General features: G+C 66.2%; 20 protein-coding genes. 15 read left to right on the top strand and 5 right to left on the bottom strand.

Annotated features, from left to right (window positions below):
• Nucleotides 1-196: 196 nt before the first annotated feature.
• The 12 genes from DV027_RS04000 to DV027_RS03945 all read left to right on the top strand — a co-directional run bounded on the left by DV027_RS04000 (nucleotide 197) and on the right by DV027_RS03945 (nucleotide 12,191).
• On the top strand, nucleotides 197-838 hold the full coding sequence (locus tag DV027_RS04000; RefSeq protein ID WP_130730641.1) for a regulatory protein RecX: 642 nt from the start codon (nucleotides 197-199) through the stop codon (nucleotides 836-838).
• Nucleotides 835-1,296 carry a CHAP domain-containing protein gene (locus DV027_RS03995; protein ID WP_130730640.1) on the top strand — a complete coding sequence of 154 codons (462 nt, stop codon included), beginning with the start codon at nucleotides 835-837 and terminating at the stop codon, nucleotides 1,294-1,296. The genes DV027_RS04000 and DV027_RS03995 overlap by 4 nt, the downstream gene beginning before the upstream one ends.
• 129 nt (nucleotides 1,297-1,425) lie before the next feature.
• Complete coding sequence (locus DV027_RS03990) at nucleotides 1,426-1,671, top strand: twin-arginine translocase TatA/TatE family subunit (RefSeq protein ID WP_130730639.1); 246 nt, start codon at nucleotides 1,426-1,428, stop codon at nucleotides 1,669-1,671.
• Between the two features lie 38 nt (nucleotides 1,672-1,709).
• On the top strand, nucleotides 1,710-2,333 hold the full coding sequence (locus tag DV027_RS03985; protein ID WP_130730638.1) for a methylthioribulose 1-phosphate dehydratase: 624 nt from the start codon (nucleotides 1,710-1,712) through the stop codon (nucleotides 2,331-2,333).
• A complete protein-coding gene (locus DV027_RS03980; protein WP_130730637.1) occupies nucleotides 2,330-2,872 on the top strand; it encodes a 1,2-dihydroxy-3-keto-5-methylthiopentene dioxygenase in 543 nt (180 codons plus the stop codon). Before DV027_RS03985 ends, DV027_RS03980 begins: the two co-directional genes overlap by 4 nt.
• A gap of 24 nt (nucleotides 2,873-2,896) precedes the next feature.
• Entirely contained in the window at nucleotides 2,897-3,613 is a 717-nt protein-coding gene (gene mtnC, locus DV027_RS03975) for an acireductone synthase (RefSeq protein ID WP_130730636.1), read from the top strand.
• Nucleotides 3,610-4,569, top strand: a complete 960-nt coding sequence (locus DV027_RS03970) for a bifunctional riboflavin kinase/FAD synthetase (RefSeq protein ID WP_130730635.1) — start codon at nucleotides 3,610-3,612, stop codon at nucleotides 4,567-4,569. The genes mtnC and DV027_RS03970 overlap by 4 nt, the downstream gene beginning before the upstream one ends.
• Before the next feature lie 96 nt (nucleotides 4,570-4,665).
• Entirely contained in the window at nucleotides 4,666-7,539 is a 2,874-nt protein-coding gene (gene ileS, locus DV027_RS03965; protein ID WP_130730634.1) for an isoleucine--tRNA ligase, read from the top strand.
• 5 nt (nucleotides 7,540-7,544) lie between these two features.
• Nucleotides 7,545-8,018, top strand: a complete 474-nt coding sequence (lspA, locus tag DV027_RS03960; protein ID WP_130730633.1) for a signal peptidase II — start codon at nucleotides 7,545-7,547, stop codon at nucleotides 8,016-8,018.
• Nucleotides 8,019-8,112: 94 nt separating this feature from the next.
• Nucleotides 8,113-8,601, top strand: a complete 489-nt coding sequence (locus DV027_RS03955) for a DUF3035 domain-containing protein (RefSeq protein WP_130730747.1) — start codon at nucleotides 8,113-8,115, stop codon at nucleotides 8,599-8,601.
• Between the two features lie 54 nt (nucleotides 8,602-8,655).
• Entirely contained in the window at nucleotides 8,656-10,521 is a 1,866-nt protein-coding gene (mutL, locus tag DV027_RS03950) for a DNA mismatch repair endonuclease MutL (RefSeq protein ID WP_130730632.1), read from the top strand.
• Nucleotides 10,522-10,655: 134 nt separating this feature from the next.
• Nucleotides 10,656-12,191: an NADH-quinone oxidoreductase subunit M gene (locus DV027_RS03945; protein ID WP_130730631.1), complete on the top strand. Its 1,536-nt coding sequence runs from the start codon at nucleotides 10,656-10,658 to the stop codon at nucleotides 12,189-12,191.
• Nucleotides 12,192-12,306: 115 nt separating this feature from the next.
• Here DV027_RS03945 and parE read toward each other — a convergent pair whose 3' ends face one another.
• Nucleotides 12,307-14,346 (bottom strand): DNA topoisomerase IV subunit B, encoded by a 2,040-nt coding sequence (gene parE, locus DV027_RS03940; protein WP_130730630.1) that lies wholly within the window; start codon nucleotides 14,344-14,346, stop codon nucleotides 12,307-12,309.
• Nucleotides 14,347-14,498: 152 nt separating this feature from the next.
• Nucleotides 14,499-15,035, bottom strand: coding sequence for a hypothetical protein (locus tag DV027_RS03935; RefSeq protein WP_130730629.1), 537 nt, complete (start codon nucleotides 15,033-15,035; stop codon nucleotides 14,499-14,501).
• A gap of 156 nt (nucleotides 15,036-15,191) precedes the next feature.
• Between DV027_RS03935 and DV027_RS17375 the strand changes: the two genes are divergently transcribed.
• Both DV027_RS17375 and DV027_RS03930 read left to right on the top strand, forming a co-directional pair.
• The gene (locus DV027_RS17375; RefSeq protein WP_165399100.1) at nucleotides 15,192-15,347 is read left to right on the top strand and encodes a hypothetical protein; all 156 of its coding nucleotides are present in this window, start codon (nucleotides 15,192-15,194) and stop codon (nucleotides 15,345-15,347) included.
• Nucleotides 15,348-15,439: 92 nt separating this feature from the next.
• The gene (locus tag DV027_RS03930) at nucleotides 15,440-15,862 is read left to right on the top strand and encodes a hypothetical protein (RefSeq protein ID WP_130730628.1); all 423 of its coding nucleotides are present in this window, start codon (nucleotides 15,440-15,442) and stop codon (nucleotides 15,860-15,862) included.
• A gap of 50 nt (nucleotides 15,863-15,912) precedes the next feature.
• Here the strand turns inward: DV027_RS03930 and DV027_RS03925 are convergent, their stop codons facing one another.
• Nucleotides 15,913-16,359 (bottom strand): RrF2 family transcriptional regulator, encoded by a 447-nt coding sequence (locus DV027_RS03925; protein ID WP_130730627.1) that lies wholly within the window; start codon nucleotides 16,357-16,359, stop codon nucleotides 15,913-15,915.
• Nucleotides 16,360-16,512: 153 nt separating this feature from the next.
• Between DV027_RS03925 and cysK the strand changes: the two genes are divergently transcribed.
• Nucleotides 16,513-17,502: a cysteine synthase A gene (cysK, locus tag DV027_RS03920; protein ID WP_110568944.1), complete on the top strand. Its 990-nt coding sequence runs from the start codon at nucleotides 16,513-16,515 to the stop codon at nucleotides 17,500-17,502.
• A gap of 117 nt (nucleotides 17,503-17,619) precedes the next feature.
• On the opposite strand, the gene DV027_RS03915 is transcribed toward cysK, so the two are convergent.
• Nucleotides 17,620-18,765 carry an OmpA family protein gene (locus DV027_RS03915; RefSeq protein ID WP_165399099.1) on the bottom strand — a complete coding sequence of 382 codons (1,146 nt, stop codon included), beginning with the start codon at nucleotides 18,763-18,765 and terminating at the stop codon, nucleotides 17,620-17,622.
• A 248-nt stretch (nucleotides 18,766-19,013) separates the two neighbouring features.
• Nucleotides 19,014-19,352: a DUF1491 family protein gene (locus DV027_RS03910; RefSeq protein WP_130730626.1), complete on the bottom strand. Its 339-nt coding sequence runs from the start codon at nucleotides 19,350-19,352 to the stop codon at nucleotides 19,014-19,016.
• Between the last annotated feature and the right edge of the window lie 52 nt (nucleotides 19,353-19,404).

Below are 19,404 nucleotides of genomic sequence, written 5' to 3'. Positions count from 1 at the left end.
GGCCTCTTTTCGGTCCTGCCTTTCCCGGCCCTCATGCGGGGCTTTCGCCCATGCCAGCCGGGAGCCGGAAAAGCGGGAGAATATGGCGCGCCGGGCCGAAATGCAACCTTCAGCGCCATTTCCACCCCGCGTTCCGGCCATGCCTGCCATACAGCCATAGGCGCGCGGGGGCTGATTGTGGCACACTGCGTACATTATGGTGGCCCGTCCTTCCCGTTCCGCTCCCCGCCCGTTGCCGCCCGCGCCTGATGGCGCGGCGCTGCGCGCGGTGGCGCTGGCCTATCTGGCCCGCTTCTCGGCCACGCGGGCGGGGGTGACGCGGGTGCTGACCCGCCATGTCGAGCGCTGGGCGCGACGCGCGGTTGATGGCGGGATGGACGGCGAGGAGGCGGCCCGCGCCGTGCAGCCCGCCCGCGCGCTGATCGGGCGCATCGTGGCCGACATGGAAGGGCTTGGAGCCGTCGATGATGCCCGCTTTGCCGAATTCCGGGCCCGTTCGCTGGCCCGCGCCGGGCGCTCGCGCCGCATGGTGGCAGCGCATCTGAGCGCGCGCGGCGTGGATGAGGCGACGGCAGGCGTTGCGGTGGAGGAAGCGCTGGGTGCGCGTGATGGCGAGGGGCGCGAGACCGAACTGGCGGCGGCGCTCGTCTTCATCCGCAAGCGCCGGGCAGGGCCTTTCCTGCGGGCCGATGCGGATGAGGCGGAGGCCGCCCTGCGCTACCGCCGCGCGATGGATGCCATGGCGCGCGCGGGCTTTGCGCGCGATACGGCGCGCGCGGCGCTGGACATGGAGCGTGACGAGGCGGAGGACAGGATCATGCGTATGAGGATGGCGTGAGGCGCGTGCTGGCGCGGGGGGCGGCAGGGCTTGCACTCCTGTCGCTTGCGGCGTGCGCCGGGGGCAGCGGGCGGGGCTGGCATGGCGCCGTGCAGTGCGCGCCCTATGCGCGGGAGGTCACGCATGTGCAGCTGCGCGGCGATGCGGCCTCATGGTGGGGGCAGGCGCAGGGGCATTACCCCCGCACGCATGTGCCCCATGCGGGGGCGGTGCTGGTGTTCAGGGCCACGGGCCGCCTGCCTGACGGGCATGTCTCGGTCGTGCGGCAGGTGCGCAGCCCGCGTGAGGTGCTGGTGGACCAGGCCAACTGGGTGCCGGGAAGGGTGGGCCACGGCGAGCCGGTGGTCGATGTATCGGGGCGCAATGACTGGTCGCAGGTCAAGGTATGGTGGTCCCCCATTCACGGCATGGGCAAAACCGTCTATCCTGCCTACGGGTTCATCCTGCCACGGGGCTGAGTGGCGTGCGGCAGGGGTGCTTGCATATCATGCGCTCTCCCCTCACATAGGCGGAGAGGGCAGGCCGCTCCCATGCGGGAGGGCGGCCAACACGGCATTTTGCGTCATGGACGCGGATCGAGGGATGCAATGGGTAGCTTGAGCTGGGGACATTGGCTGATCGTACTGGCGGTGGTGCTGGTACTGTTTGGCGGCGGCGGCAAGATCAGTTCGCTCATGGGTGACATGGCGCGCGGGATCAAGTCGTTCAAGAAGAACATGGCCGATGAGGAACCGCACGAAACCGCGGTCTCCGGCCAGCTCCCGGGGGCGGCCAAGGAAAAGGACGCCTCCTTCACCGAAGCGCCGCAGCCTTCCGCCAATAACGTGAAATGACGCGGCTTTTCGAGCGTGCGTACGGGCCACGTTAAACCATGACGCAGGCAGTTTTTCCCGCAGGGGCGTATTGCCGCGCGGTGGAGCGGATCATCGCCGCGGGCCAGCGCATGGACCGTTTTGGCTGGGTGCCCGCCACGGCGGGCAATATCAGCATCCGCCTGCCTGATGGCAATCTCGCCATCACGCGCTCGGGCGGGCACAAGGGGCTGCTTGGGTCCGACGGGGTGATCTGCGTCGATCCGCAGGGGCGCTCGCTTGCCCGGGGCGACCGGCCCAGCGCCGAGACACTGCTGCACTGCCAGGTCTATGCGCATGACCCGGCGGCAGGGGCCGTGCTGCATGGCCACTCCGTCGCCTCCACCGTGCTGTCGATGGCCGGCGGCGACGCGCTGGTGCTTGAAGGCTACGAGGTGCAGAAGGTCTTCGCCGGGCAGGACACGCATGCCGCCCGCGTAAATGTGCCCATATTCGACAACGACCAGGACATCGCCCGCCTCGCGCGCGTGGTGGCCCCGCACCTTGATGGCATGCGCGCGGGCTACATCATCCGTGGCCACGGGGTGTATGTGTGGGGGGCTGACATGGACATGGCCCTTGCGCGGCTGGAGGGGCTCGAGTTCCTGCTCGCCTGCGAACTGGAAAAAAGGAAGCTCCCATGAGCCGCCTCAATGTCTATGCCGACAACAATCCCGGCACGCCCATCATCCACCTGACCGATCCCGCCCGCATCGCATCCGAACTCGCGCCCATCGGCGTGCGCTTCGAGCGGTGGAACAGCCCGGTCACCCCCGACCGCGCGGCCCCCGAGGCCGAGGTGCTGGCCGCCTACCGCCCCTATCTCGACCAGCTTATGGGCGAGACGGGAGCGGGTTCGGCCGATGTGCTGCGCGTGGGCCCCGATACGCAGGGCTGGGCGGAGGCGCGGCGCAAATACCTGTCCGAGCACACGCATGGCGAGGACGAGGTGCGGTTTTTCGTGCATGGGCAGGGTGACTTCATCCTGCATGTGAAGGGCCGCGTGTATGACGTGCGCTGCACGGCGGGCGACCTGATCTCGGTGCCCGCGGGCACGCCTCACTGGTTTGATGGCGGCGAGACGCCCGATTTCGTGACGCTGCGCATCTTCACCAACCCCGATGGCTGGATCGCGCGCTATACCGGCAGTGACATCGCCGCCAGCTTCCCCGCCGAAGCCTGAGCCGCACCGAAGGAGAACAAGACCGTGACCCAGGCCACGCAGCCGCCAGTACGCGCGGTGCTGCTGGATATCGAGGGGACGACCATTCCGGTTTCCTTCGTCCATGCGACCCTGTTTCCCTATGCCCGCAAGGCGCTGCCCGCCCTGCTGCGCACCCATGCGGATGACCCCGCGGTCAAGGCCCAGATCGCGGAAATCGCGCGTCTTGCCCCCGGCGTGCCCCCCCTGCACCAGCTTGAGGCATGGATGGACGCCGATGCCAAGGTCGCGCCCCTCAAGGCGCTGCAGGGCATGGTCTGGGCGCAGGGCTATGCCGAAGGCGTGCTCAAGGCCGCCCTTTACCCTGACGTGGTGCCCGCGCTGCGCTGCTGGGCGGCGGCGGGGCTGTCGCTCGCGGTCTATTCCTCCGGCTCGGTGGCGGCGCAGAAGCTGATCTATGGCCACACGACCGAAGGCGACCTGAGCAACGTGTTCGTAGGGTTTTACGACCTGCAGATGGGCGGCAAGCGCGATGCCGAAAGCTACCGCCACATCCTTGATGCCGCGCGCTGGCAGGCGGGCGACGTGCTGTTCCTGTCCGATGTGGTGGCCGAGCTTGACGCGGCGGCGGAAGCGGGCCTGCGCACCTGCCAGATCGTGCATGCGCAGGACGGCACGCAGCCCGGCACCACGCACCCGGTGGCAGGCTCGCTGGCCGAGGTGGCGCAGCGTTTCGGCCTGCCTCACCCGGAGGTGGCATGAAGGCCTGGCTGCATACCGACTGGCGGCACACCCCCGATAGCGCGCGGGGATGCGTGGCGGCGCTGGGCAATTTTGACGGCGTGCATCTGGGCCATGCCCATCTGGTCCATGCGCTGCACGCCGCCCGCCCCGAGCGTGAACTGGCGGTGGTGACCTTCGAGCCGCACCCGCGCGAACTCTTCCGCCCGCAGGATCCGCCCTTTCGCCTCACCCTGCCCGAGGAGCGCTTTGCAGCGCTTGCCGCCCTTGGGGTCAGGCATGTGTTCCAGATCGGGTTCGACCCCGAATTCAGCGCCATGGGGGCCGAGCATTTCGTGACCCGCGTGCTGCATGAAGGGCTTGGCCTGCGCCACGTGGCCTGCGGCATGGACTTCGCCTTTGGCCACCGCAGGCAGGGCAATGTCGATTTCCTGACCGAGCAGACCGAGGCGCTGGGCATCGGTCTGACGGTGGTGCCCCCGCTATCCGATTCGCTGGGCCCGTATTCCTCAAGCCGCATCCGCAGGCTGTTGCAGGATGGCTACCCCGAGCGCGCGGCGGAGGAACTCGGGCGCCCGTGGTCGATTCGCGGCGTGGTGCAGCATGGCGACAAGCGCGGCCGCCTGCTTGGCTTCCCCACCGCCAACATCGCCCTTGGCCGCCACCTCGAGCCCGCGCGCGGGGTCTATGCCGTGAGCGTGCGCCTGCCCGATGGCCGGGTCTGCCCCGGCGTTGCCAATATCGGCCGCAGGCCCACCATCAATGACGGGCAGGAAAGCCGGCTGGAAGTGCACCTGCTTGGCTTTGATGGCGACCTGTATGGCCAGACCCTGTCGGTCGCGTTGCACACGCTGCTGCGCGCCGAGCGCCGGTTTGACGGGCTCGATGCGCTCAAGGCGCAGATCGCGCGTGATTCCGCGCAGGCCAGTGCCTGGCTTGCCGCGCGCCAGTCGGCAAGCCCGCCCGCCAAGGCTTGACCGCGCCGCGCCGCCGCACCCATAAGGTTGCGCCCCCTGAGCGTGCATTCTCCGGGGCCAGCTGAACTTTCCCCTGCCAGAAGAACAGAACAGGCCATGTCCGAGTCAAAACCACAGGATCTCTATCGGGAGACGGTCTTCCTGCCGACGACCTCCTTCCCCATGCGCGGCAACCTGCCCCGGCGGGAACCCGAGATTCTGGCGGGGTGGGAAGGCGAGAAGCTCGATGCGCGCCTGTTCGAGCAGGCGAAGGGGCGTGACGTGTTCATGCTCCATGACGGCCCGCCTTACGCCAACGGCCACCTGCATATCGGCCACGCGCTGAACAAGATCCTCAAGGACGTGATCAACCGCGCCCACCGCATGGCGGGGTACGGCATCCATTACGTGCCGGGCTGGGACTGCCACGGCCTGCCGATCGAATGGAAGATCGAGGAGGAATACCGCAAGCGCGGGCAGGACAAGGACAGCGTGCCCGTGCTGCAGTTCCGCGCCGAGTGTCGCGCCTATGCCCAGAAATGGCTCGACACGCAGGCAGCCGAGTTCCGCAGGTTGGGCGTGCAGGCGGAATGGGCGAACCGCTATGCCACCATGGATTTCTCGTCAGAGGCAGCGATTGCGGGCGAGATCGGCAAGTTCCTGCTCAACGGCCTGCTGTACCGTGGCCTGCGCCCGGTCATGTGGAGCCCGGTTGAAAAGACCGCGCTGGCCGAGGCCGAGATCGAATATCGCGACCATGAATCCACCGCCATCCACGTGGCCTTCCCCTTCGTGACCGACCCGACGCCAGCGAAGGCGCTTGAAGACGTGGCCGCCGTGATCTGGACCACCACGCCGTGGACCATCCCCGCCAACCGCGCCATCGCGTACGGTCCCGACATCACCTATGCCGTGGTGCGGGTTGATGGCGTGAGCGAGAACGCGCTGCTGGAGCCCGAAGCGAAGGTGCTGGTGGCCGAGGACCTGATCGCGCCGTTCTGCGAGGCGGCGGGCATTACCGCCCACCACGTTCTCTACACCCTGCCCGGCAGCGCGCTCGAAGGTGCGATCTGTGCCCATCCGCTGCGCGGGCAGGGCTATGATTTCGACGTGCCGCTGCTGCCCGGCGACCACGTGACCACCGAGGCGGGCACCGGGCTGGTGCACACCGCCCCTGCCCATGGTGAGGACGACTTCAGCCTTGGCCGCGCCTATGGCCTGGAAATCACCGAACTGGTGATGGATGATGGCCGCTACGCCGATTATGTGCCGCTTTTTGCCGGTGGCCATGTGTTCAAGGCAGCCGAGCCGGTGTGCCAGGCCCTGCTTGAGGCCATGCAGCGTGCGGTAAGCGCGGGCACCGCGCCCAGCGGGCTGGTGGCGCGGGCGGTGCTGGTGCATTCCTACCCGCATTCATGGCGTTCGCGCGCGCCGATCATCTATCGCGCTACGCCGCAATGGTTCATCCGCATGGATGGCGAGGGCCACCTGCGCGACCGGGCGCTCGCGGCGCTGGAGAAGGTGACCTTCGTGCCCGCGCAGGCGCGTAACCGCCTGACCTCGATGGTGGCGGGCCGGCCCGACTGGTGCATCAGCCGCCAGCGCGCCTGGGGCGTGCCCATTGCCGTGTTCGTGGAAAAGCGCACCGGCGAGGTGCTGCGTGATAAAGAGGTGATGGAGCGCATCATTGCCGCCTTCCGCGCCGAAGGGGCGGATGCGTGGTACAGTTCGCCCGCCTCGCGCTTCCTTGGCGAAGGCCGCAACCCCGATGATTACGAGCAGGTGTTCGACATTGTCGATGTATGGTTCGAGAGTGGCTCGACCCATGCCTTCGTGCTGGGCCATGGCGACATGCCTTTCCCCGCCGACCTGTATCTTGAAGGCTCGGACCAGCATCGCGGCTGGTTCCAGTCCTCGCTGCTCGAAAGTGTCGGCACGCGCGGCGTAGCCCCCTACAAGGCGCTGGTGACCAACGGCTTCGTGCTCGATGATCAGGGCCGCAAGATGTCGAAATCGCTGGGCAACGTCATCGCCCCGCAGGATGTCAATGACAGCCTTGGCGCCGATATCCTGCGCCTGTGGGTCATGAACTCGGACACCAACGAGGACCTGCGTATTGGCAAGGAAATCCTCAAGCAGCAGGGCGAGCTGTACCGCCGCCTGCGCAACACGCTGCGCTGGCTGCTGGGCGCGCTGGATGGCTTTACCGAGGCCGAGCGCGTGCCTTATGCCGAGCTGCCCGAGCTGGAGCGCTGGGTGCTGCACCGCATGACCGAACTCGGCGGCCTCGTGGCCCGCGCGGTGGAAACGCATGAATGGGTGGGTGTCTATCCCGCGCTGCACGGCTTCTGTGCCGCCGACCTGTCGGCCTTCTACTTCGACGTGCGCAAGGACACCATCTACTGCGATGGCCCCCACAGCCTCAAGCGCCGCGCGGCCCGCACCGTGCTCGACCACCTGCACCGCAACCTGTGCGCATGGCTGGCCCCGGTGCTGGTGTTTACGGCGGAGGAAGCCTGGCTGGCCCGCCCCGGCAATACCGAGAGCGTGCACCTGCAATCCTTCGCGGACCTGCCAACCGAGTGGAACGACCCCGAACTGGGCGAACGCTGGGCCATGCTGCGCGCCGTGCGTCGCGTCATCACCACCGAGATCGAGACCGCGCGGCGTGACGGGCTGGTCAAGTCCTCGTTGCAGGCAGCCCTTGAACTGCCCCTGTCGGAGGCGGAAGCCGCACGCTTCGCGGGTGTGGACTGGGCGGAGCTGAGCATTGTCTCGCAGGCGGATGTGACCGTGGTGGCGGGCAGCGGCTCGATCTATCTGGGCGAGGACGAGGCGCAGGAAGGCACGCCCCACGGCATTCCCACCATCAGCGTGGCCACGGGCCATAAATGCGCGCGCTGCTGGAAGGTGCTCGAGGAGGTGGGGCAGGATGCCACCCACCCCGAGCTGTGCCTGCGCTGTGTCGATGTGGTGCAGGGCAAGGCATAGCCGCGATGAACAACCGCGTTCTGGGTGCCGCCTGCCTGCTCGGCGCGCTGGTGGCCGACCAGGCCAGCAAATACTGGATACTCAACATCTATGGCCTGCCGGCGCGTGAAAGCGTGCCGGTGCTGCCGGGCCTGAACCTGACCATGGTGTGGAACCACGCCATCACCTTCGGCATGCTGGGGGGCGCGGGGTCTGCTGGCCGCATCATCTTCTCGGTCGCAGCCCTGCTGATCGTGGCGGGGCTGGGCGTATGGATGGCGCGCACCCGGCGGCACTGGGTGGCGGTGGCGCTGGGCATGGTCATGGGGGGCGCGATTGGCAACGTGATCGACCGGCTGCGTTTTGGCGCGGTGGTCGATTTCATCCATGTCCATGCCCATGGCTGGTCATGGCCGGTGTTCAACATCGCCGATGCGCTGATAGATTGTGGCGTCGCGATCCTGATTATCGACAACCTGCGTGATCGCGATGCAAACTAGGGGAGGCGCGGCGTGCACATGCTTGCCGAACCGTTCCACTAACGGTAATAGGCGAGATATGGCGATTTCAGCTCTCAGACCCCTTTCGTGTGCATTGCTTGTCTCGAGCGGCTTCATGCTCTCGGGGTGCACGGGTGCCGATGTTTCGCGCGCCTTCGGGCTCGAGCGCAGCCTGCCCGACGAATACACCGTCACCACCCGCGCACCGCTGTCCATGCCGCCATCGGATGAACTCGGCGCGCCCAACAGCAACGCGGTCCAGCGCGCGCAGGACACCAACCCGCGCATGCAGGCGCTTGAAACCCTCTCGCCCAACGTGGCGCTGCAGGGGGCCGATGGCCCGGGCAGCACGGGGCAGACCGCGCTCGTGGGTGCCGCGCAGGAAGCCGCGAACGAGCCCGACAAGGGCGAGATGGGCCGGGCCGATACCAGCTTTGTGGACAAGCTGATGTTCTGGCATGGCGGCGGGGCGGGGAACCTGGTCAACGGCAAGGCTGAAAATGCCCGCCTGCGCGAGGATTCGGCCCTTGGCCGCAACCTGACCCAGGGGGCAACGCCCACCGTAAGCGGCCCGGCCAAATAAGGGCCTGGCGCTGCATGGGCGGCAGCCTGCCGCCCCAACCGCCGGTTTATCCGCATGAACACGTCTTCCACGCCTGAACAGCCGGTTATCCGTCGCCTGTCGGAGCAGGTGGTCAATCGCATTGCCGCGGGCGAGGTGATCGAGCGCCCGGCCGCAGCCCTGAAGGAACTGGTGGAAAACGCGCTGGATTCGGGGGCAAGGCGCATCGGTATCCGCCTCGACCGGGGCGGGATCGACCGTATCGAGGTGACCGATGACGGCTGCGGCATGTCGCCCGATGACCTGTGCCTCGCAGTCGAGCGGCACTGCACCTCCAAACTGCGTGACGAGACGCTGGTGCGCATTTCCACCCTTGGCTTCAGGGGCGAGGCGCTGCCCTCCATCGGGGCTGCGGCGCGGCTTACGGTCATGTCGCGGCAGCGGGGGATGGATTCGGCGTGGTCCATCCGCGTGGAAGGCGGCGCAGTGGGGCAGCCCGAACCCTGCGCCGGGCCTGCGGGCACCCGCGTGCTGGTGGAGGACCTGTTCTTTGCCACACCCGCGCGGCGCAAATTCCTCAAAAGCCCCCGCGTTGAATCCGGCCATGCCGAGAACGTGGTGCGCAGGCTGGCCCTGGCTGCCCCGCATGTGGCGTTCCGGCTGGAATTTGACCAGCGCGTGGTCCTTGACCTGCCCGCGCAGGACCGGGCCGCCCGGGTCGCGGCCATTCTCGAGGCCGGTCAGGCCGATGGCCTGCTATTGGTTGAAGGCCAGCGCGGCGACCTGAAGCTGAGCGGCTATATCTGCGCGCCCTCGGTGCACCGGGCTACGGCCAACGGGCAGATGCTGCTGGTCAACGGGCGGCCGGTGGTCGATCCCGTGCTGCGCACGGCGGTGCGGGTGGCCTATCGCAACGTGATGGAGCACGGGCGGCATGCGGTGGTGGCGCTGTCGCTTGAAATCCCGCCAGAGCAGGTGGATGTGAACGTGCACCCCGCCAAGACCGAGCTACGCTATGCCGACTCGGCTGCGGTGCGCGCGCTGGTGATTGGCGCGCTGGGCCGTGCCCTTGGCACCGGGGCCGGTGTGGCCGGCGTGCGGCCCGACCTGCTCCAGTCGCGCGGGCCATCCTCCGCCCGCATCTGGTACCCGCCCGAGCGCGGGAATGACGCGGCAGGCCTGTCCACCCGCATGGCAGAGCCACTGGCGCCAGCCCCGCCAGCCGATCCGGGCCTGCCCCCCGGTTTTGCCGAGTCGTCGCTCCCGCTCGCGGCTATGCCCGCAGCCCGCAAGGCCGTGCCTGAAGCCGTGCTGGAGCATGCCGATACCGCTGCCGCCATGGCTCACCCGCTGGGGGCTGCGGTGGCGCAGGTGCTGGGCACCTATATCCTGTCACAGACGGCGGATGGCGCGCTGGTGCTGGTGGACCAGCACGCCGCCCATGAGCGCCTGACGCATGAGATCCTGCGCGCGCAGTATCTGGACGGCGAGATCCGTGCCCAGCGACTCCTGTTGCCCGAGGTGGTGGACCTGCCCGCCCGGCAGGTGGCGGTGCTGCGGCCTTTCGCGCCCGCGCTGGCGCGGCTGGGCATCGAGATCGAACCCTTTGGCGGCACGTCCGTGCTGGTGCGCGCCCTGCCTGCTTTGCTAGGCAAGGAAAACCCGGCTTCCATGCTGCGCGACCTGGCCGAGGAACTGGAGGCTGACGAGCTTGCCACCCCGGCCCAGGCCGATGCGCTGGACAGCCGCATGGATGCGATCATTGCCCGCATGGCCTGCCATGGCAGCGTGCGGGCGGGCCGCAGGCTCACACACGAGGAAATGAACGCCCTGCTGCGCGACATGGAACGCACCCCGCGCGCGGGCACCTGCTCGCATGGCCGCCCCACCTGGCTGAAGCTGGAAAAGGCCGATCTTGAGCGGATGTTCGGCCGCCGCTAGGCCCCCCGCCGGGGGCTGCAAGGGCGTGGGGCAGGGCAGCGATGGCTGCGGTATGCCGGGGTTCCTCTGCATAATGTGAGCGGGGCGTGGCTGGATTCTTTTCATCCAACGCTCCTAGGGTCAGCGCATCATTCATGGATGATGTGAGACCGAATGTGCATCCGATCCTGCTCTCCCTAGTTACGTATCTGCCCCTTGCGGGTGCAGCGGCCATCATGCTCACGCGCGGCACGGCCCGGACCATCGAGACCGCCGCGCGCTGGGTGGCGTTGTGGACCAGCGGCATCGTGTTCGTGCTGGCTGTTGTCATGTGGGCGCAGTTCAACCCCATGCAGCCCGGCATCCAGTTCGAGCAGCAGGTGGGCTGGGCCAATGGCGCGGGCATCTCCTACCATGTGGGGGTTGATGGCATCAGCCTCATGTTCGTGCTGCTTTCCGCCTTCCTCACGCCCTTGGCCATCATTGGCGGGTGGCGGCAGGTCACGGGGCGGGTGCGCGACTACATGGTGGCCATGCTGGTGCTGGAAACCACGCTGATCGGCCTGTTCTCGGCACTCGATCTGGTGCTGTTCTATGTGTTCTATGAAGCGACACTGCTGCCTGCCAGCCTGATGATTGGCGTATGGGGTGGCCCGCGCCGGGTGTGGGCGTCGCTGCAGTTCTTCCTGTTCACCTTTGGCGGGTCGCTGTTCATGCTGCTGGCACTGCTGGCCATGTGGAACGCCACCGGCACCACCGACATCGTGGCCCTGCAGCATCATGGCTTTGGCCATGGCATGCAGTGCTGGCTGCTGGCGGGCTTCATCATTGCCTTTGGCGTCAAGCTGCCGCTGTTCCCGCTGCATGCGTGGCTGCCCGATGCCTACACGGAGGCACCGACCCCGGCCTCGGTCATGCTGTCTGGCGTGCTGTCAAAGGCGGGGGCGTACGGGCTGCTGCGCTTTGGCGTGATGATGTTCCCCGATGCGGCGCGCCTGTTCGCCCCCGTGGTGCTGACGCTGGGCGTGATCGCGGTGATCTATGCCGCCATCATCGCGCTGGCGCAGACTGACATGAAGCGCGTGATTGCCTATTCTTCGTTCTCGCATATGGGGGTGATCGCCATCGGGCTGTTTACGCTCACGCCTGAGGGGATTGATGGTGCGATTTTCCAGATGCTGTCGCATGGCATCGTGATCGCGGCGCTTTTCTTCTGTGTCTCGGCCGTGTCGTGGCGGGCGGAAACGCGCGAGATCAGCGCATTCTCCGGTGTCGCCCACAAGATGCCGGTGCTGGCCACGCTGGCCATGCTGTTTGTCATGGCCAATATCGGCCTGCCGGGCACGGGGGCCTTCGTGGGTGAATTCCTGGTCATGGTCGGCGCGCTGCATGTCTCGTTCTGGCTGGCCTTCCTCGGCGGCACGAGCATGATCCTGGGCGCGGTCTATATGCTGGTGCTCTACCGCCGCGTGCTGTTTGGCGCGGATCGGGGCGGCATCGTGGCCCTGCTGCGCGACCTGACCGGGCAGGAACTGGCCGTGCTGGTGCCGCTGGCCATCGTCACGGTGTGGATGGGGGTGCACCCCAACTCGTTCCTGCGCGTGTTCGACCCCGCCGTGACCTACCTGCTGCACCCGCTGGCTACCGTGGCGGCAGTCGAGCCCACGCAGATCACGCACGTGGCGGGATAAAAGGTCTGGGTGCCGCCTTTTTCACAAGGCGGCGTTCTTCTGAAGCTTTTTGAAAAAAGCTTCACCAAAAACTTCTGCTTTTAAAGCCCGGCCTTCATCTGGAGGCCGGGTTTTTTCATACGTCGAGGTTATCGACCTGATTGGCGTGTTCCTGAATGAAGCGGAAGCGCAGCTCCGCCTTGCGGCCCATCAGGTGCTCCACGCGTTCGAGCGTAAATGCCCGGTCCTCGGGCGGGGTAATGACCTTGAGCAGCGTGCGGTGTCTGGGGTCCATCGTGGTCTGCTTGAGGTCGGCAGGCGGCATTTCACCCAGGCCCTTGAAGCGCGAGACCTCGACCTTGCTGTTGGGCTTGAACACCTTCTTCAGCTTGCGCTCGCGATCGGCGTCATCCATGGCGTAAATGCTCTTGCTGCCCTGTGTCAGGCGGTAGAGCGGCGGCTGGGCCAGGTACAGATGCCCGCCCCGGATCAGGCCGGGCAGTTCGCGGTAGAAGAACGTCATGAGCAGGGAGGCGATATGCGCGCCATCCACATCGGCATCGGTCATGATGATGATGCGGCCATAACGCAGCTTGCTGGCATCAAAGCGCTCGCCCGTGCCGCAGCCCAGTGCCTCGACCAGGTCGCGCAGTTCCTGGTTGCCACGCAGTTTCTCATTCGAGGCGCTGGCCACGTTCAGGATCTTGCCCCGTAGCGGCAGCACGGCCTGTGTCTCGCGGTTGCGGGCCTGCTTGGCGGAGCCGCCAGCCGAATCGCCCTCGACAAGGAAGATCTCGGTCTCGGCCGCGTTCTCGCGCGTGCAGTCGGTCAGCTTGCCGGGCAGGCGCAGGCGGCGGGTCGCACTCTTGCGCGGCGTGTCCTTCTGCTCCTTGCGGCGCAGGCGCTCTTCCGCGCGTTCGACCACAAAGGCCAGCAGGTTGTCGGCCTGCGGCGGGTTGCCTGCCAGCCAGTGGTCGAAGCGGTCGCGCAATGCGGTCTCGACCAGCTTGCTGGCCTCGCCGCTGGTCAGCTTCTCCTTGGTCTGGCCCTGGAACTGCGGGTCGCGGATGAACACCGAGAGCTTGGCGGCGATGCAGCCCATGATGTCATCGGCAGTGATATTGGCCGCGCGCTTGTTGGCGCGCTGTTCACCCCAGTTGCGCAGGCCCTTGACCAGTGCGTTGCGGAACCCGGTCTCGTGCGTGCCGCCATTGGGGGTGGGAATGGTGTTGCAGTAGGACGCCAGCGCCGCAGGCCCCTGCTCGAGAAAGGCGATGGCCCATTCCATGCGCCCCGTATCCGCGCCATCGGGGCCGGTGGGCAGGTCGGCGTCACCAGCCCACAGGTCGGTCAGCAGGGCGGCTTTCTCGCCCAGTTCATCGCGCAGGCTGTCAGCCAGCCCGCCGGGGAAGTGCAGCACCGCCTCGGCGGGAATGTCGTGGTCCTTGATCAGCGCCGGATCGCACGACCAGCGGATGGTCACGCCACGGAACAGGAACGCCTTGGAGCGGCACAGCCGGTACAGTCGTGCGGGCGAGAAATGCAGCCGCCCGAAAATCTCGGGATCAGGCGTGAAACGGATCTGGGTGCCGCGCCGGTTGTTGACCGGGCCGACTTTTTCCACCCCCGAAAGCGGGCGACCGCGCTCATAGACCTGCCGCCACAGGGCGCGATCGCGCGCGATCTCGACTTCCATGCGCGACGCCAGCGCGTTGACGACCGATGAGCCAACCCCGTGCAGCCCGCCCGACGTGGCATAGGCCTTGCCCGAGAACTTGCCACCCGCATGCAGCGTGGTCAGGATCACTTCCAGCGCTGAGCGGTCGGGAAAGCGCGGATGCGCATCTACCGGAATGCCGCGCCCGTTGTCGCGGATGGTCAGGTAATCCCCGGCCTCGAGGGTGACATCGATGGTGGTGGCGTGGCCGGCCACGGCCTCGTCCATCGCGTTGTCGAGGATCTCGGAGGCGAGGTGATGATACGCCGTCTCGTCCGTGCCGCCGATATACATGCCCGGCCGCCGCCGCACGGGCTCAAGTCCTTCCAGCACCTCGATGGCGCTGGCGTCATAGGAATCGGGACCGTTTTTTGCGGGATCTGGCATGGTGGCGGGGGGAACCTTGTGCGGAGTGGGCCGGGCAGGCGGCGCAGGCGTGGAAAAAAGATCGTCGTTCATGAAGCGTTCTTTGTTCTGTCAGGTCACGTCCTGTCAAGCTGCGCGGCCTGTCTCCTTGCGCTGACTATGCCCGCACTTGCAGGCATGAAAAAGGCCGGACAAAGCCCGGCCCCGATTTTTCTTCAACTCTCTGCTGCGCAGGCTGGCGCGGGTCAGCTCCGCACCGTGCGGCGTGCGGGCGTGCGCGGGCGGGCGGGGGCTGCGGCCGGGCGGTTGGGGGCCGTGCAGGTCAGGTAGGAGGCAGGCTGGATGATGTCCTTGGCCTGGGCGTAGGCGGACAGGTCGGCGGTGCTTTCGAGTTCCTGCACCTCGTCGAACATGGAGACATGCTGCTGGCAGAATGCCGTGCCCGCCTGCAGGCCGCGCTCGGACTGCACGTTGGCGAGCTGCGTGATGTAGTCATCATGCTGGCGCTGGGCGTTGCGGCCATAGGTGGAGGAGAAATACCCGTTGAGCACATGCTCCTCGGCCGCAAGCTTGGGGCGGAACTTGCCAACGAAGTTGTTGTACTTGTCCTGCACGCCACAGGAGAGCGCGGTGACCATGAGCTGGCTCTTCAGCCCCTGCACGTCAAACGCCTCATGCGCGGGCGAGGGGGAGCACGGACCGGCAGCCAGTGCCTGCCCGCCATTAACCAGCCCCACAAGGGCAAGAGCTGCAGCGCCAGCGCGCCAGATCGACATGGACATCAGGACGGGTTCTCCAGAGGTAGTGGGGCGGATGCCAATGGGGGTAATGCACGGACCCCGCATATTCCGGCACGATGAAATCCGGATCAGGTCTATAGCGCAAACAGTCTGTGGCCAAAAGGGCGCGCGGCAGGCCCGCGTTCAAAAAGATGCGTTATGAATGCACGATGGGATGACAGCGCCCCGTGGGCCGGGTATGCCACACGGGCAGGGCATGCATGCCTGCGCAAAAGCTGGCGGCTGGGGCTTTCCCGCCTTGGTGCGTTGTTCTACAGCGTATGCCACGGTGGTTGGCCCGTGCGCCAGCCCTGACCGTTACGGGGCGGCGCAGGCGCAATGGTCCTTAACGGGTGATGTATCAAACACAGCGGAGCTGACGAGTGCGACTGCGACTGTCTGCAATCATGATGACGACGGGCATTCTGCTCGCCGGATGTGACAACAAACCGGCGGTAAACCTTGGTGGCATTGCCGGAACCCCCAATCCCTACAACTACATGAAGGCCTCCGGCCAGTGTCAGGTGGGCAGCCTTGCCGATGCGGGCAAGAACACGAAGTCCACCACCATGCAGGTGCGTAGCGATGATGGCTATTGCGCCATCGAGACGCGGGCCTCGGCAGGCCACCCCTATGCCTCGTTTGGCGTCTCTCCGGCGCCCGATCACGGCAAGGTGTTCATCTATAATTATAATGATCACACTTATGTGACGTACACGGCCAGCACCGCCTATTCCGGCCCGGACAAGTTCCGTGTCGTGCTGATTCCCGGTGGTGGCAAGCCGCGTGAATATATGGACGTGACCACCACCGTCACCGCCGCGAAATAACCCGGCGGCCTGTCGGCCCTGCTGCGGCAGGGCTGGCAGGTGGGGTCAGGTCAGATCGAAAACGTGATCGGCTCGGGCAGCGGGCGGCGCATGCCGGCATGCTCGGCCCGGCGCACAAGGTCATCAAGGCTGATCTTGCGGCACTGTTCATCGATCATCGTGTCGAATTCCTGCCAGCACGGCTCGACAACCTTCTGGAACAGGCCGCCAATCGGGCCGTCATCCGTGTTGTCCTCCGCCGTGATGACCGCAAGGATATCCGCCAGCAGGATATCGCGTCGCGGGCGGCCCAGGCGGTAGCCGCCACGGGGGCCGCGCACGCTTTCAAGCAGGCCCGAGCGTGATAGGGTCTGGAGCAGGGGCTCGATCCCGCGCCGGGCCAGGCCCGCGCGCTCGGCGATGTCGGCAGCGCTGATGGTGCCGTTCCGCCCCGCGTGAAAGGCCACGTCAAGCATGATCAGTATGGCGATCATGGTCCTGTCACGCCGCAGCAGCATATCGTTCAGCCTCGCCTTGCCTGGATGAAAAAACCGGTTTCCCCCATTTACCAGTAATTGGTCGAATGTTCCACGCTTCTGTTCAGGAGGATGCTGGATTATGTCAGACTGCACGCGTGAATAGGCCATTGCCGCACCAAGGAGTGATACCGGATGACGAAAACCACCCCGCCCGATCGCACGTACGGTTTTGCCGCCCCGCGCGGGCGGATATACGACTCCATTGTCGAGACCGTGGGGGGCACGCCGCTCGTGGCGCTGCCACATCTGACCCGCGAGGATGGCCTTGCCGCCCGCGTGCTGATGAAGCTGGAGTTTTTCAATCCGCTCGCCTCGGTCAAGGACCGCATTGGCGCAGCCATGATCGAGGATGCCGAGGCGCGCGGCGAGATCCATCCCGGCAAGACCACGCTGGTGGAACCGACCTCGGGCAATACCGGCATTTCGCTGGCTTTTGTGGCGGCCGCACGGGGCTACAGGCTGATCGTGACCATGCCGGAGGGGGCCTCGATCGAGCGGCGCAAGATGCTGCGCCTGCTTGATGCGCAGCTTGAGCTGACCCCCTCGCGCCTGGGCATGGCGGGCGCCATCGCGCGGGCCGAGGAAATCCTGCAAAAAACCCCCAATGCCTGGATGCCGCGTCAGTTCGACAACCCCGCCAATCCTGCCATCCATGCCGCCACCACGGCGGAGGAGATCTGGGTCGATACGGCGGGCGCAGTTGATATCGTGGTGGCGGGCCTGGGCACGGGTGGCACGGCGAGTGGCATTGCGCACGGGCTCAAGCCCCGCAAGCCGGGCATAGAGGTCTATGGCGTGGAGCCGATGGAAAGCGCCATTCTCAACGGTGATGAGCCGGGGCCGCACGGCATTCAGGGAATCGGGCCGGGCTTCTGCCCCCGCACGCTCGACCTTGCGGCGCTGGCGGGCGTGCTGCCGGTATCGGAGCGCGAGGCCATTGCTGCCGCCCGGCGCTGCGCACGGCTGGACGGGGTGCCGGTGGGCATCTCATCGGGGGCGGCGCTGCATGCTGCCATACAGCTGGCGGGACGGCCCGAGAACGCTGGCAAGACCATCGTGACCATCGCACCCTCCTTTGCCGAGCGCTACCTGTCCACGTCCCTGTTCACCGGGCTGGTCTAGCGCTTCAGGACGCCGCCTTTGTGTAAAAAAGGCGGCGTCCCGACAGTTCCATATGGAAAAAGCGGCTCCCTTGCGGTGCCGCTTTTTTCTTTTCCATGCCCGAATGTGAAAGGGCGGTCAGTGCAGGATGATTTCCACCCGGCGGTTCTGGGCCTCGCGCGTGTTGGCGGCGGTCTGCACCAGCGGGTTGGCGTCGCCATAGCCGTGGATGTCGATGGCGGGGCCAGGCACGCCGTCACGCACCAGTTCGGCCTTGATGACCTGCGCGCGCTTGAGCGAGAGGGCCTGGTTATACTTTTCCCCCTGCGGGCCGGGCCGGGCCGCCGAGTTGTCGGTATAGCCATTGACCTCGATGCGCGTGGTCTGGGTATTGGTCGAGGCCTGCGCGGCCACCGCCACGATGGCGCGGGCGCGGTCGGTCAGGTCGCTGCGGTCCCAGTCAAAGAACACGAGATAGGTCCGGTTCTCGGCCGGGGCGGGCACGGCGTTGGTTGAAGGTGGCGGCGGTGGTGGCGGGGCGGGGTTGAACTCGTAGCGCAGGCCGAGCATCAGCGAATGGTTGAAGTCGGTGCGGCTGTCGCGGTTGCCGTTGCGGAAGCCGAAATCATTGTTCATGGCGGCCAGCGTGGTGGCGCTGCCTGTCACCACGGAATGGTGCGACTGCGGGCCCAGCATGGTCCAGAACCGGTATTCCGCCGTAGCCGACAGGCCCACGACCCACGGCATGGGGAAGGAGAGGCCGAATATGCCCTGATAGGCGAAGTTGCCGTAGCTGCCGCTCACATGCTGGCTGTAGTTCGCCCCGTTCACGTTGCCCGTGATGGTGGTGTTCATGTTCTGCCAGCCATAGCCGATGCCCGCGCCAAAATACGGGAACAGCCAGCTTTTGCCGATATCAAGGTCGAACAGCGCATTGGCCATCAGCCCCGATTCCTGCTGCCGGCCATCGGCATGGGCATGATAGGCGGCATTGCCGCCCACGGTCTTGAGGTCGTTATTGCGGTAATGGCCCTCAAGCTCGACGCGGAAGCCATTGCCAAGCCCCCAGCCGATCGCGCCGAGGCCGATGGCACCGGTGCGAAACTGATCACGTGCCGAAGAATGCCGTATGACCTGGCCCTGATTGAAGGTCGCGCCACCTTCACCGCTCATGTACAGGCCCTGGACAGGCTGGGCGAATACCGGAGCGGAGATCAGCACGGGGCCCAGGGTAACCGAGGCAGCCAATAAAGACCCTGCAAGCAATCCGTACCGCAGATTCATACTCTTCTTCTCCCTTCGACGGGCCTCTTCCGGCATACAGGCCCGGTCGGGTGCACGTGCCATATTCCCTGGACTGATCAGCATCCGCATTCTTTTGCTGAAAGAAACCGCCCCTGACAATCCTTGCCACCACCTTAACCCGCCGCTCGGGGGTGTGTGGCCCACTGGCATGGCTGAGTGTGTGCCAGATGCCACACCTTGCTGGCCGGATCGGTTTCCCTGCTTTCAAACCCGTGGAATCACGTCTTTCATATCAATCTTGCTTCAAACGGCGGCGCCAGATCAGGGGCATCGAATTCAACAACCCACAAGTCAGGGTCGCGTTCCATCTGCCGTGTGACATAGGCGTCAACACCAGCCTGATCAACATCCGTCTCCCCTGTAGCGCGGAACCATGCCCGGCGTCCATCGGGGGTACGGGTCTGGGCCAGCACGCACATCCGCCCCTGCCGCCCCAGAAGCACGGCCAGCACGCCGCCCGCATCGTCATCGCCATGGTGCAGCACCATGCCCGGATTTCCCTTCTGTCCAGCCTGGCGCAGCATTGCCCGGACCCACAGGCCGGTTTTCAGGCGGGGTTCTTCCATGGGGTCTGATCTCTCCGGTAATGCATAAAAACAGAGGGTGGCATGCAGGAAT

The sequence above is a fragment of the Komagataeibacter xylinus genome (assembly GCF_004302915.1).
Classification (GTDB): domain Bacteria; phylum Pseudomonadota; class Alphaproteobacteria; order Acetobacterales; family Acetobacteraceae; genus Komagataeibacter; species Komagataeibacter xylinus_C.
This window is presented reverse-complemented; position numbering and strand designations above follow the sequence as displayed.